Here is a 20,016-nt window from a genome sequence, read left to right as displayed (position 1 = left end):
CCCGGTATCCTCCGGGATGTCAGCGGCGCAGCAGCAAACGGATCACAAGCGCCAGGTAAATCGCACCGGCACCCATCAAAGCATTGTACTCGCGGTGATGCAAGTAAAGCTGCTTCGAAAAGGCCCCACGATCCTCCGGAGCATCCCCCGCCGAGGCCGAAGTCAGCCGTGGCAGCAACCGCGGAACCCGCGCCGCGTAGTCGTCAAAACCCGGAAACACACCCCGCAAAAACTTCTCTTCCGACAGGATCGTAGGCAGGTAAATCGCTAAAAACAAAGCCGCCAGCGTAATCCCGATCCACACCTGTCCCCCGGCGACCGCGAACCCGAACGCGATCATCATCGACCCCAGGTACAGTGGATTCCGCGTATAGCCATAGGGCCCCGTCGTCGTTAGCTCCGCGTTCTTCCTCACATAGCCCGCCGCATACCCCCGCAGCCAAAGCCCCGGCAGCACCAGCAGCAGGCTGCATGCCAGCGTCACCGCCGAGGGCCGCGCCAGCCAAAGAAAGAACCCCGCAAAACAAAATCCCATCGGAACCCGGATCCGCCGTGCAATCCGTTGCCATCCCGTCCGTTCACTCATCCGTTCTCCATCTCGCCACAAATTCGGGTGCCCCACATCTCGCTTCTGAGATGTGGGCATGCCGCCACGCTGTTCTCAAGGGAGCTTCGGCAACAACTCCCGGGCCGCCCGAAACACCTCATCCACCCCAATCCTACTCAAACCCGCCTCCGTCTCCCGTATCCGCGCGTGATTCGTCACACTGAAGGTATCCCGCAAGACTCTTGCCCGCCCACTCTTCATCCCAAAATAAGGCCCATTCCGCGCCGGATCCGTAGGCCCAAACAGCCCCACACAAGCCACCCCCAGCGCATCCGCCAGATGCAGCGGCCCCGTATCCCCCCCAATAAACAGCGACGACCGCCGCAGCACCGCCGTCAACTGCGCAATCGAGCAGTCCAGCACCAGGGCCCGTCCTTCGCTCCCCTCGACCACCTCCGGCTTGCTCTTCGGATTGGTCAGGTTCACCAGCACCGTCCACCCCGCATTGCAAAGCCGCCCAGCCAACTCACCAAACCGCTCCGCCGGCCACTCCTTCGCCCCCCAACCAGCCGTAGGAGCCAGCACCACATACCCCCGCTCCGCCGGAATATCCGCCAGAAAGGCATCGCACCACTGCTCCGCCGCCTCATCCTCCGGGAAGGGAACTGGCCCCGCACCAGCCTCGAGCGCCACCCCAACCGCCGCCCCCAGAATCTCGCACGCCTGATCCACCACATGCACCGAAGCCGTCCGGACCCGCCGCTTGTACAACCACCGCGCCGGACTCTCCCGTGGTGTCTCCGACCCTGCCAGTCTCGTCCCAGCCATCCATCCAATCACCGCCGACCGTACCGACCCCTGCAGATCCACGCACCGATCGAACCGCGCCGCCCGCATCCATCGCCGCAACGCCAGCACATCCTTCAACGTGGCCACCGAAAGACCATGCGCCTTCCAGTACCCCACCCGCACCGGAACCACCGCGTCCACCACCGGACCCTCGTCCTCCAGCACGGAAACCAGCAGATCCGACCACCGTCCCTCGGCCGCCCAGTCGATCAGCCACTCCGCCCGCGCCCGCCGCAGCGCCGCCACCGCCGGCAGCGCATGGACGATATCCCCCATCGCCCCCACACGCACAATCAAAACCCGATTTGGCGTCCCCTCGATCAAGCCCCCATCGTCTCATATCTGTGGGGCGGGTTCGTCTTGGGTTGTTGGTACTCCAAGGCTATGAGCCTTGGGTCTCACGTCCGGGCTGCTGCTTCTGGGAGATGGTTTCCCATCACAGCCTCAAAGCAGATCCCCAACCGACCCCTCCACCAGCTCCACCCGAAGCTCCGCCACAATCACCGGCCCAACCTCCTCCAGCCTCTTCCGCATCGACGCCGTCAGCTTCACCGCATCCTTCTCCGTCGTTACAAACGCCTCCGCCCCCGCCGCCCGCGCCGTCCGGATCAAGCGCGTCACATCCCTCACCCCAAACGCATGATGATCCGGAAAGAAGACTCCCTCACCCTGCATAGCCCCAGCCTCCGCCAGCATCGAAACAAACCCATCCGGCCGGGCGATCCCACAGAAAATAATCACCTTCTCCGGCAAAGCCCGCTCCAGCCGCAAAACCCGCCGCACCACCCAAACCGCCTTCCCCGCCGGAACCAGCGAGCGCAGCGCACCCGCCTCCTCCTCCCGCAGAACCACCACATCCGCCCGCCCCAGCGCCGAAAGCGGCTCCCGCAGATCCCCTGCCGGAATCAGCCGATCCTGCACATCCTGCGCGGTCAGCAGCACCACGTCCAGATCCCGCGCCAGCTTCCGGTGCTGAAACCCATCATCCAGCACATGCACATCCGCCTCATCCGCCGCCAAGCCCGCCGAGTAACGATCCGACCCCACCCAGACCGGCACGCCCAATCGCCGCGCCATCAGCATCGGCTCATCGCCAAACCGGCTCGCCGAACCCGCCACCTCCACCCGCTCCACACCCTTGCCCGACCGTCCGTACCCTCGCGAAAGCACATCTACGACAAGTCCCTGCGCCCGCAGCATCTCCACCACAAGCATCACCACCGGAGTCTTCCCAGCCCCCCCAGCCGAAACACTCCCCACACTCACCACCCGAGCCGGAAGCCGCTTCGGGGCTTTCGCCACCCGCTCCTTTAACCACAAAGCCGCCCGATAGGCCGGCACCAGCGGAAGCAGCCATGGTCTCTTCAAGCGATCAACCCTTTCAGCGCCGCCAGCGTCCGTTCCGTAGCCCCTGACTGACTCGCAAACACCGCCCGTCCCCGCTCTCCCATCCCGCCATCGTCCCCCAGCAGCAAAACAAACGCACCCACCAACTCCTCCGGCGTCACAATCTTGATCGCCTCCGCCTTCACCATCTCCTCCCCCACGATCTCCCGGAAGTTCTCCCACGACGGTCCCATCACCACCGGCACCCCAAACTGCGCCGGCTCCAGCGGATTGTGTCCACCCTTCTTCACCAGGCTCCCCCCCACAAACGCCACCGTCGCTAACGAGTACATCGAAGCCAGATCCCCAATCGTATCCAGCAGCAGCACCACATTCCCCGACAGCGCCCCCGCCCCAAACTCCGGCAACTCCGAGCACCGCACCGCCACATACCCCTTCTTCCCAATCAACGCATACACCTCGTCGAAACGAGGTGTATGCCGCGGCGCAATCACCAGCATCGTCATCTTCGGCGAAGCCCCCTTCTGCACCGAAAGCCACGCATCGAGCAGCATCTCCTCCTCCCCCGGCAGCGTACTTCCCGCAACGACGATCTCCACCCCAAGGCCGTCCCGCCATCCCCGCACCCGCCGCGTCATCGCTGTCTCCAACCCGGCCCGCACGTCGTACTTCAAATTCCCACTCATCGCCACCCGCTCGGCCGCCACTCCCATCGCCCGCAGCCGCTCCGCCGTAGCCTCACTCTGCGCCAGAAATAGTGAAACCTCCCGCAAAAGCGGTCCCCAAACCCGCCGCAACGCCATATAGCGAGGAAAGGACCGGTCCGAAATCCGGGCATTCACCACCGCCAGCGGAATCCCGGCCGTTTTGCACTGGTGAATCAGATTCGGCCAAAGCTCACTCTCCATCGTCACCACCAACTGTGGCGTCAAGGCCCGCAGATACCGACGAATCACCCACGCAAAATCAAGCGGCATATAAAACACCGCACATCCCACAAACCGCTTCCGCGCCAGCTCCTGCCCAGCCTGCGTCGTCGTAGAAACCGCTACGGTATAACCGCTAGCCCTAAGCTCCCCCACCAGATGCGAAGCCGCCAGCACCTCCCCCACCGAAACCGCATGCACCCAGACAACCCTGTTCCCGGATCCCTGTTCCCGGATCCCTGCCGGAACGGCCCCCAGACGCCCCGCCAGCCCCGCCCGATACCGTCCACTCGTCATCATCCGCGCCAGCCACCACGGAGCGCCCAACACCAGCCCCATCATCAGCAGAGCGCTATAAATCGTCAGAACCAACCGCACTCCCCCGTCGTTCAAGCTTCGTCGTCCAAATCGCTATGTACGTCGTCAAACGCAGCATGCGCTTTCTTTTCGACCCCAGCGAAGATCATAATCAACCCAGCATGAACCCGCCTCGCGCCCTCGTACTCGCCGCCCTTCTCGCCCTGCCCCTCGCGGCCCCAGCCGCCGACAAGAAGATGCCCCCCGCCAAGCCCGCCAGCGAGTACACCCTCTTCGAGGCCCACCCCAACGAGAAGGTCACCGTGGCCGCCGAGCCCTGCGACAAGCCCGAAAACTGCGCCTTCTTCCGCAACGCCTATATCCAGCACGGCTTCCTCCCAGTCCGCGTCTTCATCACCAACGACGGCGACAAGCCCCTCACCCTCGACGACGTCCGCATCCAGTTCATCTCCGAAAACAAGGACATCCTCCCCGCCGCCCTCCCCGAGGACCTCCAGCGACGCCTCTACAACCGAAAATCCGCCCAGGGCCGCCGCATGCCCCTCCCGTTCCCCGGAGCCAGCATCCCCATCACCTCCGGCGAGCAGGTCGACAAGAAAATCACCCAGGACGACCAGGACTTCTCCTTCCCGTCCACCACGGTAGCCCCTCACACCACCGCCTCCGGCTATCTCTTCTACGACATCCGCGACCTCGACGACCCCGCCATGCGTCACGCCACCCTCTTCCTCAAGGAGATCCGCTGGCAGGGTGAAAAGAAGCAGCTCTTCGACTTCAACCTGCCCTTCGACAAGTGGCTCGCCGCCCAGCCCAAGCCCGTCAAGAAAACCCCGCCACCCCCGAAAGACGAAGACACCACAAAAGACACCAAGGACGCCGACAAACAGTAAACTAGACTGATGTCCAACTTCACCCTCCGGCCCACCACCGCCGAAGACGTTCCCCAGATTCTGGCCTTCATCCGCGCCCTCGCCGACTACGAACGCGAGCCCGACCAGGTCGTTCTCACCGAGGCCGAGCTCCTCCGCGACGGTTTCGGCGAAAAGCCACTCTACCGCTGCCTCTTCGCCGAGATTGACGGCAAGCCCGTAGCCTTCGCCCTCTTCTTCTTCATCTACTCCACCTGGCGAGGCCCCTCCATCCATCTCGAAGACCTCTTCGTCTACCCCGAGGCCCGCGGCAAGGGAATCGGCAAAGCCCTCCTCACGAAGGTAGCCTCCATCGCCGTCTCCGAGGGCTGCCGCCGCCTCCAGTGGGACGTCCTCGAGTGGAACACCACCGCCATCGGCTTCTACGAATCCCTCGGCGCCGTCCGCATGATGGACTGGCGCGTCATGCGCGTCCTCGGCGAAAACCTCCCCAAACTAGCCGCCATGTCCAAGCTGTAGCGTTTCGAGTTGTCACCCCCGAAGGGGATCTGCTTCTGCGTTGTCGTTGTTTGTCCGAGAAAGATCAAAACCATGAAAACCATCAAAATCATAGGCGGCGGATTAGCCGGCCCCGAAGCCGCCCTCCAAGCCGCACATGCAGGCTGCAAAGTCGCCCTCTACGAGATGCGCCCGCACCGCTCGACAGAAGCCCACCAAACAGCCGACTTCGCCGAACTCGTCTGCTCCAACTCCCTCAAGTCCGAGTCCGAAAACACCGCCCCCTGGCTTCTCAAGCAGGAGATGCGCCGCGCTGGGTCGTTATTGCTTCGCGAAGCCGACGCCACCGCCGTTCCCGCCGGCCACGCCCTCGCCGTCGACCGCGTCGAGTTCTCCAAACGCGTCGCCACCCTCCTTGAATCCAACCCGAACATCACCATCCATCGCGAAGAGGTCACAAACCTCGACGAGCACGACCCCAACACCATCACCATCCTCGCCAGCGGCCCCCTCACCTCACCCGCCCTCGCCGCCGAGCTCCAGCGCCTCACCGGTGCTGACCACCTCGCCTTCTACGACTCCATCTCCCCCATCGTCGACGCCAGCACCATCGACATGGACAAGGTCTACTTCGCCGCCCGCTACGACAAGGGCTCCGCCGACTACATCAACTGCCCCTTCACCAAAGACGAGTACGAGACCTTCATCGACGCCCTCGCCACCGCCGAGGCCATCGAGCAAAAGTCCTGGGAGAAGCTCCCCGAAGACGGTAACCCCGTCGCCGCGCCGGAAAAGTTGCAGTACTTCGAAGGCTGCCTCCCCATCGAAGAGACCGCCCGCCGCGGCCGCGACACCCTCCGCTTCGGCCCCATGAAGCCCGTAGGCCTCACCGACCCCAAAACCGGCCGCTGGCCCTATGCCGCCGTGCAGCTCCGTCAGGAGAACCTCCGCGCCGACTCCTACAACCTCGTAGGCTTCCAGAACCACTTAAAATTCGGCGAACAAAAACGCGTCCTCTCCCTCATCCCCGGCCTCGAAAACGCGACCTTCCTCCGCTACGGCCAGATCCACCGCAACACCTACATCCATGCCCCCAGCCTGCTCACCGAAACCCTCCAGCTCAAGGCCCACCCCAGCATCATGATCGCCGGCCAGCTCTCGGGCGTCGAAGGCTACACCGAGTCCATCGCCTCGGGCCTCCTCGCCGGCCGCTACGCCGCAGCCTTGGCAGCAGGGAATGAACCTACCCCCGCCCCCCGCCTCTCCGCCAACGGCTCCCTCACCCACTACATCACCCACGCGGAATCCAAACGCTTCCAACCCGCGAACATCACCTTCGACCTGCTTGTCCCACTCGAAGAGGAGCTCCGCAAGCAGATCCGCGACAAGAAGGTCCGTCACGCCATGCAATGCGAGCGCGCCCTCGCCGCATGGGACGCCTGGCTCAACGCCTAGCGAAGCATCAGCCGAATCACGTTCGCCGGTCCTCGCCGTGTCCTTTCTTGTTGTCATCCCCCAAAGAAGGAACCTGCTTCTGCCGTTGCAGTTGCCTTTCGTGGCCATATCAGGACCGTTCACCACGTCGATGAGATACTCGGCGATTTGTCCCTTTTGGTAGGCTCGTCATCATGATGATCCCCCGGTTTGCGCAGCGTTGGGTCGCAAAGGTACTTTTGGTTTTAGTAACGCTGTTCGCAGGTCGTGCTGCAGCTACGGCTCAGCAGCCCCAGCCTCCCTCAGCTCATCCTGACAGCGACTATCAGATTTGGGACAAGGTTCTGATTCCCATGCGAGACGGTGGTGTTGTCTCGGCGGTCGTGGTGAAAAAAAAGGGGACTGCCGAAAGGCTACCTGCGGTGCTGACGGTCGATATATATACGGATCCGCCTGCACAACTTGCTAAAGCGAAAGATGCAGCGGACCACGGCTACGTGGGCGTCATAGCCGATACGCGTGGCAAACGCCTCAGCCCGGACCCTATCGTGCCCTACGAGCACGAGGCCTCGGATGGGTATGACGTCATTGACTGGATTGCGAAGCAGCCCTGGAGCGACGGTCAGGTCGGGATGCGAGGAGGAAGCTACCAGGGGTACACGGCCTGGGCGGCAGCAAAGAAGCTTCACCCCGCGTTGAAAACCATTGCCGTTTCGGCGGCAGCCATTCCCGGAGATGGTCTTCCGATGGCCAACAACATCTTTCTGAATGCCAACTACAGTTGGGCGTTCTACGTTACGGCCAACAAGCTGCTGGACGATAAGGCCAACAACGACTCCGCCCGCTGGCAGCGGATGCAGGAGAAGTGGTTCGCGAGCGGCGAACCGTATCGCAAGATCGACCAGATTGACGGGCAGCCAAATCCCTTGCTGCAGCGCTGGCTTCAGCATCCTGCGTACGACAAATTCTGGCAGGACATGGTGCCCTACAAACAGGATTTCGCGCAGATCAACATTCCGGTTCTTACCATCACCGGCTATTACGACGATGCACAACAGTCGGCGCTGGACTTTGTACGAGAGCACGCTCAATACAATGCGCGGGCGGAAGATTATGTCGTCATCGGTCCCTATGACCATATCGGGAGTCACCGCATTGAAAAGGCCAAGGTTTTGCGCGGGTACACCATCGATCCCGCAGCGCAGTTCAGTACACCTGAACTTGAATATCAATGGATGGATTACGTCATGCGTGGAGGCCCAAAGCCTAAGTTGCTGAAAGACAAAATCAACTTTGAGGTCATGGGAGCGAATGAGTGGCATCACGCTTCATCGCTGGCCCAAATGACACAACAGCAAACTCCGTTCTACTTCAGCAGCGTAAAGGACGAGGGACACTACTCACTCCTTCCACAAAACGGTGATAAGAGCGCGGCAGTCACCGAGACGGTGGACCTCGCTGATCGCTCCACGTTGAATGGCATGCACTATTACCCTCGTCCCATCATCGAAGCAAAGCTTGAAGACGATGGGCCGGTCACGGAGATGGTCTACGCCAGCAAGCCGTTCGCAAAGCCTCAAACCATGAGCGGAGCCTTTACAGGAGAGCTTGATGTAACGCTCAACAAGAAAGATGCCGACCTCGTAGTGGCAGTGTTTGAACAGATGGCAGATGGACGGCTATTCCACCTTGGCTATTGGCTGGGGCGTGCAAGCTACGCTGGACACCCGGAGAAGCGCGTTCTCCTGACGCCTGGAAAATCGGTCAGGATACCGTTCGCGACGAATGTGGTGAGCCGCGTGATGGCTCCGGGCAGCAAGCTGGTAGTGCTGTTGGACGTCAATAAGAATCCCTATGCCCAGATCAACTATGGAACCGGAAACGACGTGAGCGACGAGTCCATCAAGGATGCTGGCGTTCCGCTTGTAGTTCGCTGGCATAGCGATAGCTTGATCAAGATGCCACTTTCAGTTGGCGACCACTGACCATCGGTAGACCATGGCCCGTATCGCACTTGGAGCATCAATCCTCATAAACGCCCATAGCATCAGCAGTTCGAATGCGCCACTCCAGAACGCCCGTCCGCAAAAGAATCCCCGCCGCCCAGGCGAGGCCGCGACGATCAGTCCGCCCCATCCAGCCTTTCTTTTCTCCGCGATACAACGAAGACACCGCAAACGCTCTCCAACAAAGGGAACCGATAAAAGGAGTCCCATGCGTAACCTCATTGCCTCAGCGCTCGTAGCCGTCAGCATCCTCGCCGCGCCCGCTGCTCAGGCGCAAGCCCCGGAGAAGCTCGTCCACCGCATCGAAGCGGCCCACAGCATCCTCCACGAACTCATGGACACCCCCGACAAGGGCATCCCGCTCGACATCGCTGCCTCCGCCCAGTGCGTCATCGTCGTCCCCGCCTTCAAAAAGGGAGCCTTCATCTTCGGCGGCGAGTACGGTCAGGGAGTCGCAACCTGCCGCACCCCCCGCGGCTGGAGCGCACCCGTCTTCGTCCAGATGGCGGGCGCCAGCTTCGGCTTCCAGATCGGCGGCCAGTCCACCGACCTCGTCCTCATCGGTCGCAGCCACAAGGCCGCCCAGCACCTCCTCCACGAGAAGGTCAAGCTCGGCGGAGACGCCTCCGTTGCAGCCGGTCCCGTCGGACGTAGCGCCCAGGCCTCAACGACCGAACTGGCCAACGCCGAATTCCTCACCTACTCCCGCAACAAGGGACTCTTCGCCGGCATCGATCTGCAGGGCGACGAAGTCAATCAGAACGTGAAGGACACCGCCGCACTGTATGGCGACGACGTCCCCTACCAGAAGGTCCTCAGCGGTGCCGTCCCGACCCCTCGGGTAGCAGCCCACTTCATCCGGACCGTCAACGAGCTCTTCCGCAAGGGCCGCGCACAGAAGGCCAACTAACCCGCAGCATCGATCCAAACGAACGCCCGCCGCGAAACAAATCGCGGCGGGTTTCTTGTTGCCCTGCTCCCGATGGGGCTGATAAAAGCACAGCTGTGCGGTAAGCGACGCGCGACCATACCACTTTGACCGCGACGTGCTTTTCTGGTCCGTTGGCCATATTTTCCATGCATTTCTCCACGTTTTACCGTCCCAAAGTGTTCTGGTGAAACATGGGGATTTTCGCATGGCGCACCCGTAACCCCTTTAGAACGCCAGGATACGGGCAAAAAGAAAAGTGCACCGAAATCGGTGCACTTTCATACCACTTTTCAGGCAGGAGGTCGGACCTATTTGTCTTCCTTCTTCTTGTTACGGGCCTTGATCTTGAACCAGATCGGCGACCCGATAAACCCGAAGTGCTCTCGAATCTGGTTCGCCAGGAACCGCTCGAACGAGAAGTGCATCTTCACATCCTTATCCGTGAACAGCACAAACGTAGGCGGAGCCACAGCGGCCTGGGTCATGTAATAAATGCGAACGCGTTTATTCATCGGCACCGAAGCCTTCTGGAAGTCGACCTTGTCCAGGAACTTGTTCATCTGGCCCGTCGTGACGCGCTTGCGGCGCTCACGCGACACCAGCTCGACCTTCTTGAACATGGCATCCACGCCTTTGCCGTCCAGCGCCGAAACGAAAAGCAAAGGTGCGTATTCCAGGTACTTCAGCGCGTCCCGAACGTCCTGCTCGTAGATCTTCTGGTCGGCCGGCGGCTTGCCATCCCACAGGCGCATCCCGTCCTTGCCCACCTTCGTCATCAGGTCCCACTTGTTCACGACGATGATCACGGACCGGCCACTTTCATGCGCATACCCGCCAATATTGGCGTCCAGCCCCGTCACACCCTCGGTTGCATCGATCACCAGCAGCGAAACGTCCGCCGCCTCAAGATGCTTCCGGGCCATAATGACCGACAGCTTCTCCGCCATGAGCTTGGTCTTGCCCTTGCGCCGAATTCCGGCCGTATCGACAAACCGGAAACTATGCCCGCCTCGTTCGACCACTTCATCGACCGCATCGCGCGTGGTCCCGGCAATCGGCGAAACGATCGCCCGCTCGGTGCCGGTCAGAGCATTCAGCATCGTGCTCTTCCCAACATTGGGCCGACCAATAATCGCGACCTTCGTCTCTTTCAAGACATGCTCACCATGCGACCGCAGCATCCGCGGACGCTCGGTCGGTGCCGTCGGCTGGTCCTCGAGATATACCTGTGCCGCAAGGCGATCCGCATCCCGCTCAGCCTCAAGCCGGTCGCGTACCTCGTCCTCCGTCAGCGCCTCGGGAGCCGTCCACGCACCGTCGGAGTCTTCGGTCTCCTCGTCGATCTCCGTCATCATCACTTCCGTCGGAGTCTCGTCGAAGTCTTCTTCCGTCTTCGGTTCAGGCAGGGAAGCGAAGACCTCATCCAGCAGGTCGCCGATGCCGCCGTTGTGCTCCGCCGAGATTGGCACCACGTTGCGGAAGCCAAGCTGACGGAAGTTTTCCGCCTGCCAGTACATCGATTCGGAGTCCATCTTGTTCACGGCGAGGAACAATGGCTTGCCCCCGCGCAGCAGAAGCCGCGCCAGTTCCATATCCGGCGATGCCAGCTCCGAACGTCCATCGACCACCATGACGATCGAGTCGGCCTCTTCGAGCGCCACCTGCGCCTGCCGGAAGATCTCCGAAGGAATCAGCGCCTCGTCATCGGGCACTACACCGCCCGTATCGACCAGCCGCGCCTCACGCCCAAACCACTCCATCTGCCCGTAGATCCGGTCCCGCGTAATGCCCGGCTCGTCGCCCACAATCGAGCGCCGCGACCCGGTCAGACGGTTGAACAGTGTGCTCTTACCCACGTTGGGTCGTCCGCAGATTGCGACCAGAGGCAGATCCTTCGCATCTGGTTTCTCGGTCTCGATCGTGAGTTGCGCGGCAAGAAACTCCACATCGCGCCAGTCGTCCCGGTCCCCCATGTTCATGGAGTTCGGCTTCTGCCGGCCGACGATCCCGTCCGCCGGTCGCGTGTCCTTCTTCTTCGCCGGACCAGGTTCCGGGGCGATCGTCTTCTTCGTCTCACGCTCAGGAGAACGCTTCGGCACATGCGCCAGCTTGTTGGCCTCGGCCTTCTTGGTCGAGAGCACCTTCCGTTTGCGTGGATCGACTGCTCCGGTCGTCGGCGTCGACTTCGGCGCGCGACCCTTCTTCGGCCGCGTCGCCGCCTGCCTGTGTTTCTTGCCTAACCTTTTGCTACCGTCTTTATTCGCCATCCGACATGCCTTCTCTCGACGCCACGCGTCCACCCACCATTATAGGTGGGCAGGCACGCTCAATGGGTCATGGAAGGCGGTGCATCTGCGGGCAAACTACCCCAATTCACGTTTGGTTTCGGTCCCATGACGAGTTTCAGGGTCCCACCCTGCGCAATATCCGCGTGCGAGAACCAGGGTTTGCTCCATGGAGCGCCGTTCAATATGGCCGACTGGATGTACTTGTTCTGCGCGGAGGCGCCCTCCGCAACAACGGCAAACACCTTGCCATTGCCCAGCGTAATCGCCGACCGCGTAAAGATAGGGCTGCCGATCTCATAGACCGGACTTCCCGGGCACTCCGGATAAAAGCCCATTGCGGAGAGGACGTACCACGAGGAAAGCTCGCCGCCATCATCGTCGCCCGAGATCCCCAACGGCCCATCGGTGTACCAGACATCCATCAATTGACGAAGTCTCTTTTGCGCCTTCCACGGCTGGCCGGAGAAGTCATACATGTAGGGAATGTGCAGGCTCGGCTCATTGCCCTGCGCATACAGCCCAACCAATCCGGTTGCATCCGGAAACTGGCCCAGGAAGTGAAACTTGCTGGTGTCGTACTGCTCGACGAACAACTGATCGAGACGTTTGTTGAAGGCATCGCGTCCACCCATCAGACGGATCAGCCCTTCGGGATCATGCTGCACGCTAAAGGTGTAGAGCCATGAATCCACCTCGGTCGTGTACTCGCGACCGCCCTGTCCGCCACCGTTCTTCGGGTCGAACTTCTCCACCCACTTCCCATCCGCGCTCTTCGGAGCCATAAAGCCCGTCTCCGCGTTGAAGAGATTCACATAGTTATGTGCACGCCGCGCGAAGAGCGCAGCATCCTCACTTTTGCCCAGAGCCTTCGCTACCTCGCTCACAGTCCAGTCGTCATACGCCACTTCGAGCGTTACAGATACCGGCTGCCGTTTCTCATGCGTCACCTCAGGCACGGTCTCCGCTTCGCCCAGCGCAAGCGAGGGGAAGAATCCCTTCTCCAGGTACACCTTGTCCAGGGAAGTAAGCCCGCCGCGCTTCCACGGGAGCATCGTCGCTTCCGTAGCGTTCTTCTTCATCGCTTCGTAAGCAAGCGACAGATCGAAGTCGCGAAAGCCTTTCGCATACGTGTCCAGGATCAACTGGTCTGCGTGGTGCCCGATCATCACCGCCTGCTCTCCTGCGATCGACGGAAACGAAGGGAGCCAACCGCCCTGCTGATACATCCGCAGGTAGGACCGCACCATGTCCTCCTGGCGGTGTCCATCCAGCAGAAGCTGTAGCGGATGCATCGACCGGAATGTATCCCAGAGGCCGTCTTCGTTATAGAAATCGTGGCCTTCCGCATCGTGTACTTCGTGGTCGAAGCCTGAGTAATACTTGCCGTCCTCGGTAATATTCGTCATCCGCCCAAGCGAGCGCCACAGCGCGGTGTAGAAGATCGTCTTCTGGCTCTCGGTTCCGCCGTCGACCTTTACCTGCCCCAGAGCCTTCTCCCAAGCCGAGCGATTCGCGGACTTCAGCGCTTCAAAGCTCTTCCCTTTCGTCTCGCGGTCCAGGTTCCTGTGCGCCTGTTCTTCGCTGATGTAGGAAACGCCAATCCGCACCTCGACCAACCCGCTCACCCTAGCTGCCAACCCAATCCGCGACCCATGCACCTCCGTGGCTGTGCCTCTCGCGCCTCCCACCCAGGTCGAGACACTGGCAAGAGGCTGGGAAAACTCAGCATAGATATACTGCCGCGCCATTGAACTCACTTCGCTCAGCGGCCCCGTTGATCCATGAATCCGCATGCCCCCCGCCACCGCACGCGTGCCCACTGTCTTCAGGAAGGCGTCCTCGCCCTGCATCAGCACGATATGCCCCTGGTCGGCCTCCGGAATCGTGAAGCGGTAGATCGCCGCCTCCGCGGTCGCCGTGTACGCGGCAGCGGCCCCCGACGTCGCCAGTTCCACCTTGTAGAAGTAAGGCGTTGCGGTCTCGAAGTCGTGATCGAACTCCGAGGCGTTCTCTGCTGGAATCGTGCTCGGCATGCCGGTCGTGACCATAATGGTCCCCGCGCCTGCGGGAAAGCCATAGATCTTGTCCGCGAGATAGCGATCCTTGATCTCCGGCGTTGTTACCGGTGCCAGCCGGACCATCCCATGCGGAAGTTGCACCAGAGGAGAGGTCGCCGTCAGCAATTGCCCGATGCCGCCAATGTTGGGGGAAACATAGTCGACGGGCGTCTTCGCCGTATGCACTGCCGCTCCCGCGCTTGCCGCAAGAGCCATCCAAACCGAGAACTGCGCAACCTTCATGTTGAACTCCAGGGTTCCACACGCCACACCAAAACGGGACGTTCGGGATTCGCAGCAGTATATTCGCTTTTCTTCCGCCGCACCTCCGCCCCATGTCCCACGCGCAAGCGGATATCATCGAAGCAGCCGCCTCCGATGCCGCCCACTTCCATCCCGACTCCAGCGGCCAATCAGGCAGCCGAGAAGCTCCCGACGCTCCGCGCCTTCTTCTCCCCCGGCGGCACGCTGGCGAAGTCGTCGCTCGCCTTCGAGCACCGTCCCGGCCAGTACGAGATGGCGCAGGCGATCGAAAAGGCCATCGCCGACAAGCGGCACCTCATCGTCGAGGCTGGCACCGGCACCGGCAAGACGCTTGCCTACCTGCTGCCCGCCCTGCGCTTTGCCCGCGAGCGCCGTCAGCGCGTCATCATCTCCACGGGTACCAAGAACCTGCAGGAGCAGCTCTACTTCAAGGACGTCCCGTTCCTCGAGTCTCTCCTCGGACCTCTGAAGGTCTGTTACATGAAGGGCCGCCAGAACTATCTCTGCCGCCAGAAGCTCTATGCCCTGCGCGACACACCCATGCTCACGGGCCTTGAGGAGATCGAGCAGTTCCACCACATCTCCAACTGGGAGAAGACGACCGAGACCGGCGATCGCGCCGAGGTCGACGGCCTGCCCGAGACCTCGATCCTGTGGCCTAAGCTCGACGCGCGCACCGAGGCTTGCCTTGGTCAGACCTGTCCCGCCTTCGAGTCCTGCTTCGTCACCAGTATGCGTCGCAAGGCCCTCGAATCCGACATCGTCATCGTCAATCACCATCTGTTCTTTGCGGACCTCGCGATCAAGCAGCAGGCACCCGGAGTGCCCGATGCCGGCATCCTGCCCGAGGCGTCGATGGTCATCTTCGATGAGGCGCATGAGCTCGAAGAAATTGCCTCGAACTACCTGGGCATCGGCCTCTCGAACGCCCGCTTCGACGAACTCGCCCGCGACACGGAGATCTTTCTTCGCGCGAAGAACGCGTCTTCCAGCGCCATCGAGAGCTCCTGTGCGACGTTGAAGGATCGTGCTCGCATCTTCTTCTCCGCGCTCCCCAACGAGAATCAGGGGCCAGGCCGCATGCCGTTTGAGCATCGCGAGGAGTTCCTCGAAGAGGCCGGCGATACGTACGTCTCGGTCACCAACGCGCTGATCCGCCTCGAAGGCGATCTCGACCGCATCAAGGGCGCGGATGAGACCAAGGGTCTCGCGCGCCGTTCTGCCGATATCCGCAACCATCTCAAGTTCCTCCTCGAGACCAACGATCCCAACACCGTCTTCTGGATCGAGCGCCGTGCCATGGGAGGCGTGCGCAATCTGGCTCGTACGAACGCCGGAGCCGTGGCCGCGTACAACACGCATATCCAGGCCACGCCGATCGATGTCTCGGCCCTGCTGACGGCGTCGCTCTTCGACATCTATCAGTCGGTCATCCTGACCTCCGCGACGCTCACGGTCGCCAGCCCCACAGGCGAGAGCCCATTCGCGCATGTCTCCAAGCGGCTCGGGCTCAACTTCGCCCGCGAACTCGTCGTGCCCAGCCACTTCGACTATCAGAAGCAGGCCCTGCTGTATCTCCCTCCGAACATGCCCGATCCACGCGAAGACGACTTCTTCATGCAGGCCGCCGAGCGCACCCGTCGCGTCCTGGAGATTACGGAGGGCCGCGCCTTCTGCCTCTTCACCAGTTATCGTCAGATGCGCCAGATGCACGACCGCATGGCCGCGGAGCTGCCCTATCCTCTGCTCCTGCACGGCACCGCACCGCGCCATGTTCTGCTGAAGCAGTTCCGCGAAACACCCAATGCCATCCTGTTCGGTACGAGCTCTTTCTGGCAGGGCGTTGATGTGCAAGGCGAGCAACTCTCCTGCGTCATCATCGACCGCCTCCCCTTCGCCGTGCCTACCGACCCCATCGTCCGGGCGCGCATGGAGGCCATTGAGCTTGCGGGTGGCAAACCCTTCTTCGACTACCAGATTCCGTCGGCGGTCATCACATTGAAGCAGGGCTTCGGCCGCCTTATCCGTTCGCTGGATGATCGCGGCGTGCTCATGCTGCTCGATCCGCGCATCCAGAGGCAACGCTACGGCAAAATCTTTCTGGAATCGCTGCCACCCTATCGATTGACCCAATCGATCGAAGACGTGGAAGCGTTTTTTGCGGCTGTAAAGACCCCGTAATCAGCGGCGTGTAGGCTCATTTGCCCGCTTTGCCGTTAGCGGTGACTTGCGCCCCGACCCTGCCAGCGATTAGCCTCCAAATAACACAACCAAAACGGCCCAACTTCGAGGCCTGAAATACAGACACTCCCACCGGACTGTCGGCGTCCATCAGTATCTTGAGTCTTCGCCGCAGACGGTACAGCTCTACACCTACGTTGATCCCCTTCATACCGTTGAGGAAACACCCTACAGGAGAGCCACACTCATGAGTCTTTTTTCAAGGCACGTCCGTTTAGCGTTACTCGTTCCTGCGCTTGCCATCGTTCAGATGGCTTCTGCGCAGACCTTCCGCGGAGGCATCGCTGGTACCGTGCAGGACAGCACCGGTTCCCTCATCGCTAACGTGAAGATCACCCTCGTCGGCACCGATACCGGGTCCTCGCGTCAGATCACCTCTTCCAGCTCGGGTGACTACTCGCTCCAGGATCTTCCCCTTGGTCTTTACAGCGTGACCGTCGAAGCTCCTGGCTTCCAGAGCACCAAGATCGACGGCATCGCCGTCCGTCCCGGCCAGATCTACTCGCTGAACATCAAGCTCGCCGTCTCTTCGCGCTCTGAAGTCGTCGATGTTAGCGCCGCGGCCGTCACGCTCGATACCGTCTCTTCGACTAACAACTCCGTCGTCAACGACAAGGCCGTCGCGAACATTCCGCTCAACGGACGCGACTTCACGCAGCTCGTCAAGATCGTCCCCGGCTACAACGGAGCTGGCTCCCTCAACGGAACCCGTACGAATCAGAACAACTATCAGATCGACGGCGCGGACAACAACGACATCTGGCAGAACGGCGCGGCCGCGAACCAGGGTGGTGTCGGTTCCATCGCCGGCGTCACGCTCCCCATCGACGCGATCGACCAGTTCACCGTGCAGTCGCAGGGCAATGCCGAGGTCGGCCGCAATGGTGGCGGTCTCATCTCGCTGGCCATCAAGTCCGGCACCAACCACCTCCACGGTTCGGCATACTACTTCAACCGCAACGAGTTCTTCGCTGCCCGCAGCCCCTTCCTGCTCTCGACCACCCGCAAGACGAAGCTGCGTAACCAGCAGTTCGGTGGCTCCATCGGCGGACCGATCATCAAGGACAAGCTCTTCTTCTTCACCAACTACGAGCGCCAGAAGTACCTGATCCAGAACACCGGCTCGGCCACGGAGCCCACCACCGCTTACGTGAACGCCGCCACGGCTCTGCTGACCGCCAACTCGGTTGCGGTGAATCCGCTCTCGCTCAGCGTTCTCTCCCTCTGGCCCCAGGGCAACAAGCCCAGCGGCCCTGCAACCGCCGGCAACTACTTCGATCCGCGTCCGCAGAGCGGCTACAGCGATAACGCCATCGGCAAGATCGACTGGACGATCTCGCCCAAGCAGAGCCTCTCGGCTCGCGCCTTCATCGGCACCGGACGCCAGTTTGCCGCCGTTGGCACCAACATCTTCGACTACTACCAGGTCGCTCCGGACATCACCCAGAACTTCACCGCGACGCATAACTGGGCCATCACCGACCACTTCTCCAACCAGCTTCTCGCCGGCGTAGGCGTCTTCAACCAGACGTTCAACGACGAGAACCACTCGCAGAACATCCCCGCGCTCGGCCTCAACACCGGCGTCACGTCCCCCTCGCTCTTCGGTGCCCCGACCATCAACATCTCTGGTCTCGACACCGTTGGCCAGACGCAGCCTCTTGGCCGTAAGGACTACACCGGTCACCTGACCGATACCGCGACCTACGCCTTCGGCAAGCACGTCGTCCGTTTCGGTGGCGAGTTCCGTCGCAACTACATGGACCTGCAGTATCAGCGCAACGTGCGTGGAACCTTCAACTTCACCGGCACCGCCGGCCCCTGGGCCAGCACGACTGGCGTTGGCACCGATGTCAAGGCGCTCGCCGACTACCTCGCCGGATACGTCGCATCCTCCAGCTTTACGCAAGGCACCCTGCGCCGCGGCATCTACAACAAGGCCTTCGATCTCTTCGGTCAGGATCAGTACCAGGTCTTCCCAACCCTGACCCTGAACTACGGCGTGCGCTACACCTATAACGGTCCCTTCACCTCCGACGGTGTCGTCTCCGACTTCCGTCCGGGTGCTGCCGGAGCCGATGCCTACGGCCTCGTCTCGGGTTCGTCGCTCTCGTCCATCTACCCGCAAAACAAGACCAACGTCGCTCCCCGCTTCGGCTTCTCGTATCAGGCAGCCAGCAAGCTCGTCGTACGCGGCACCTACGGCATCTACTTCGACGTGCCGAACTTCAACGGCTTCTTTGACAATCGTCCAGGCAACGGCGGCGCGGCCGGCGTTCAGGCCAACCCCACCGGAGCGACCCCGGTACTCAACCTCTCCCGTGCTTCCTACCAATGGCTGACCGGCGTCAACCCCTTCGTGGGCGCGTCCATCCCGGCCGCGCTCGGTCTCTCGACCATCAGCCCGAACTTCCGCACGGCCTATGTGCAGAACTTCAACCTGAACACGCAATACCAGCTCAGCCGCAACACCATCGTGCAGCTCAGCTACGTCGGCTCGCTGGGCCGCCGCTTGTTCCGCCTGGTCGATATCAATCAGGCTCGTCCCGGCGCCGGGACTACGACCGCAGCCCTTCAGCCGCGTCGCCCCTACTACACCGCCACGAACATCACCAATGCCAAGACCATCGCCGCGATCAACCAGATCGAGAGCGAGGGTACTTCGAACTATCACTCCTTCCAGGCAATGGTTCGGACCAGCAACTTCCACGGTCTCACCGCGCAGGGCTCCTACACGCTGGGTCACGCGCTTGACGTCGTCTCCGGTACCCGTGGCTTCGCGCCCCAGGACTCCGCCAACCCGAACGCCGAGTACGGCAACGCCGACTTCGATGTGCGCCACACCTTCAACGGCTACATCGTGTATGAGGCCCCACAGATCGGCCACAGCTTGCCTGTGCTGACCAAGGGCTGGCAGGGCAATGCCTTCGTCACCGCCTTCACCGGCACGCCCTTCTCGGTCAAGCTTGGCAGCGTGGACAACAGCGGTACGGGCGAGTTCCAGGATCGCGCCAACCAGATCGGCGATCCCAAGGCTGGCCTTACGCGTCAACTCGTCACTCCCTCCAACGGCGGTACGCCTTACGTGCAGTGGCTCACTGGGTCGTCCTTCTCGGCTGCAACCCAGGGGACCTTCGGCACGTCGCGCCGCAATGCGTATCGCGGACCGGCCTTCGCCACCGTCGACGCCTCTCTGGTCAAGAACACGCAGCTCCGCGCGGGAGTCAACTTCCAGCTCCGCGCCGAGATGTTCAACCTCTTCAACCGCATCAACCTCGCCAATCCGGGAACCGGCACGCTGTCGTCTTCCACCTTCGGACGCAGCACCAACACCCGCAACAACGGCGGCGCACCGGGCATCGGGCCGGGCGAGCCGTTCAACGTCCAGTTCGCAGGAAAGATCATCTTCTAAAACGAACACAGCCAAAACAGGAAAGGCCG

The 20,016-nt window shown here is 61.6% G+C and carries 13 protein-coding genes; 7 read left to right on the top strand and 6 right to left on the bottom strand.

Features of this window, described 5'->3' with window-relative positions; translation table 11 throughout:
• Positions 1–19 precede the first annotated feature (19 nt).
• The 4 genes from BM400_RS19480 to BM400_RS19465 form a co-directional block, all read right to left on the bottom strand.
• A complete protein-coding gene (locus tag BM400_RS19480) occupies positions 20–586 on the bottom strand; it encodes a methyltransferase family protein (RefSeq protein WP_089842967.1) in 567 nt (188 codons plus the stop codon).
• A 75-nt stretch (positions 587–661) separates the two neighbouring features.
• Positions 662–1,720: a glycosyltransferase family 9 protein gene (locus BM400_RS19475; RefSeq protein ID WP_245782041.1), complete on the bottom strand. Its 1,059-nt coding sequence runs from the start codon at positions 1,718–1,720 to the stop codon at positions 662–664.
• A 120-nt stretch (positions 1,721–1,840) separates the two neighbouring features.
• Positions 1,841–2,764, bottom strand: coding sequence for a tetraacyldisaccharide 4'-kinase (gene lpxK / locus BM400_RS19470; protein WP_089842964.1), 924 nt, complete (start codon positions 2,762–2,764; stop codon positions 1,841–1,843).
• Complete coding sequence (locus BM400_RS19465) at positions 2,761–4,041, bottom strand: 3-deoxy-D-manno-octulosonic acid transferase (RefSeq protein ID WP_281245527.1); 1,281 nt, start codon at positions 4,039–4,041, stop codon at positions 2,761–2,763. Before BM400_RS19465 ends, lpxK begins: the two co-directional genes overlap by 4 nt.
• Before the next feature lie 107 nt (positions 4,042–4,148).
• Between BM400_RS19465 and BM400_RS19460 the strand changes: the two genes are divergently transcribed.
• From BM400_RS19460 to BM400_RS19440, 5 genes are all read left to right on the top strand, one after another.
• Positions 4,149–4,877, top strand: a complete 729-nt coding sequence (locus tag BM400_RS19460; protein WP_175529152.1) for a hypothetical protein — start codon at positions 4,149–4,151, stop codon at positions 4,875–4,877.
• 9 nt (positions 4,878–4,886) lie between these two features.
• Positions 4,887–5,375, top strand: a complete 489-nt coding sequence (locus BM400_RS19455) for a GNAT family N-acetyltransferase (RefSeq protein ID WP_089842961.1) — start codon at positions 4,887–4,889, stop codon at positions 5,373–5,375.
• Between the two features lie 72 nt (positions 5,376–5,447).
• A complete protein-coding gene (gene trmFO, locus BM400_RS19450; RefSeq protein ID WP_089842959.1) occupies positions 5,448–6,809 on the top strand; it encodes a methylenetetrahydrofolate--tRNA-(uracil(54)-C(5))-methyltransferase (FADH(2)-oxidizing) TrmFO in 1,362 nt (453 codons plus the stop codon).
• A gap of 173 nt (positions 6,810–6,982) precedes the next feature.
• A complete protein-coding gene (locus BM400_RS19445) occupies positions 6,983–8,773 on the top strand; it encodes a CocE/NonD family hydrolase (RefSeq protein ID WP_089842956.1) in 1,791 nt (596 codons plus the stop codon).
• Positions 8,774–9,002: 229 nt separating this feature from the next.
• Positions 9,003–9,704, top strand: a complete 702-nt coding sequence (locus tag BM400_RS19440) for a lipid-binding SYLF domain-containing protein (RefSeq protein ID WP_089842954.1) — start codon at positions 9,003–9,005, stop codon at positions 9,702–9,704.
• A 329-nt stretch (positions 9,705–10,033) separates the two neighbouring features.
• Here the strand turns inward: BM400_RS19440 and der are convergent, their stop codons facing one another.
• Together der and BM400_RS19430 are read right to left on the bottom strand one after the other, a co-directional pair.
• Entirely contained in the window at positions 10,034–11,992 is a 1,959-nt protein-coding gene (gene der, locus BM400_RS19435) for a ribosome biogenesis GTPase Der (protein ID WP_089842951.1), read from the bottom strand.
• A gap of 59 nt (positions 11,993–12,051) precedes the next feature.
• A complete protein-coding gene (locus BM400_RS19430) occupies positions 12,052–14,313 on the bottom strand; it encodes a GH92 family glycosyl hydrolase (RefSeq protein WP_089842948.1) in 2,262 nt (753 codons plus the stop codon).
• A gap of 135 nt (positions 14,314–14,448) precedes the next feature.
• Here BM400_RS19430 and yoaA point away from each other — a divergent pair, with 135 nt between their 5' ends.
• Complete coding sequence (yoaA, locus tag BM400_RS19425) at positions 14,449–16,515, top strand: DNA repair helicase YoaA (protein ID WP_089842945.1); 2,067 nt, start codon at positions 14,449–14,451, stop codon at positions 16,513–16,515.
• 247 nt (positions 16,516–16,762) lie between these two features.
• Positions 16,763–19,987 carry a TonB-dependent receptor gene (locus BM400_RS19415; protein ID WP_089842940.1) on the top strand — a complete coding sequence of 1,075 codons (3,225 nt, stop codon included), beginning with the start codon at positions 16,763–16,765 and terminating at the stop codon, positions 19,985–19,987.
• The last annotated feature ends 29 nt before the right edge of the window (positions 19,988–20,016 follow it).

This window comes from Granulicella pectinivorans (assembly GCF_900114625.1).
Classification (GTDB): domain Bacteria; phylum Acidobacteriota; class Terriglobia; order Terriglobales; family Acidobacteriaceae; genus Edaphobacter; species Edaphobacter pectinivorans.
Note: the sequence above shows the minus strand (reverse complement) of the source record. Positions and strands in the feature narration are given on the sequence as shown.

What these genes read in the sequence shown, in the direction of transcription:
- BM400_RS19480 (WP_089842967.1), bottom strand. Translation starts at nt 586, where the DNA reads ATGAGTGAACGGACGGGATGGCAACGGATTGCACGGCGGATCCGGGTT.
- BM400_RS19460 (WP_175529152.1), top strand. Translation starts at nt 4,149, where the DNA reads ATGAACCCGCCTCGCGCCCTCGTACTCGCCGCCCTTCTCGCCCTGCCC.
- BM400_RS19455 (WP_089842961.1), top strand. Translation starts at nt 4,887, where the DNA reads ATGTCCAACTTCACCCTCCGGCCCACCACCGCCGAAGACGTTCCCCAG.
- trmFO (WP_089842959.1), top strand. Translation starts at nt 5,448, where the DNA reads ATGAAAACCATCAAAATCATAGGCGGCGGATTAGCCGGCCCCGAAGCC.
- BM400_RS19445 (WP_089842956.1), top strand. Translation starts at nt 6,983, where the DNA reads ATGATGATCCCCCGGTTTGCGCAGCGTTGGGTCGCAAAGGTACTTTTG.
- BM400_RS19440 (WP_089842954.1), top strand. Translation starts at nt 9,003, where the DNA reads ATGCGTAACCTCATTGCCTCAGCGCTCGTAGCCGTCAGCATCCTCGCC.
- der (WP_089842951.1), bottom strand. Translation starts at nt 11,992, where the DNA reads ATGGCGAATAAAGACGGTAGCAAAAGGTTAGGCAAGAAACACAGGCAG.
- BM400_RS19430 (WP_089842948.1), bottom strand. Translation starts at nt 14,313, where the DNA reads ATGAAGGTTGCGCAGTTCTCGGTTTGGATGGCTCTTGCGGCAAGCGCG.
- yoaA (WP_089842945.1), top strand. Translation starts at nt 14,449, where the DNA reads ATGCCGCCCACTTCCATCCCGACTCCAGCGGCCAATCAGGCAGCCGAG.
- BM400_RS19415 (WP_089842940.1), top strand. Translation starts at nt 16,763, where the DNA reads ATGAGTCTTTTTTCAAGGCACGTCCGTTTAGCGTTACTCGTTCCTGCG.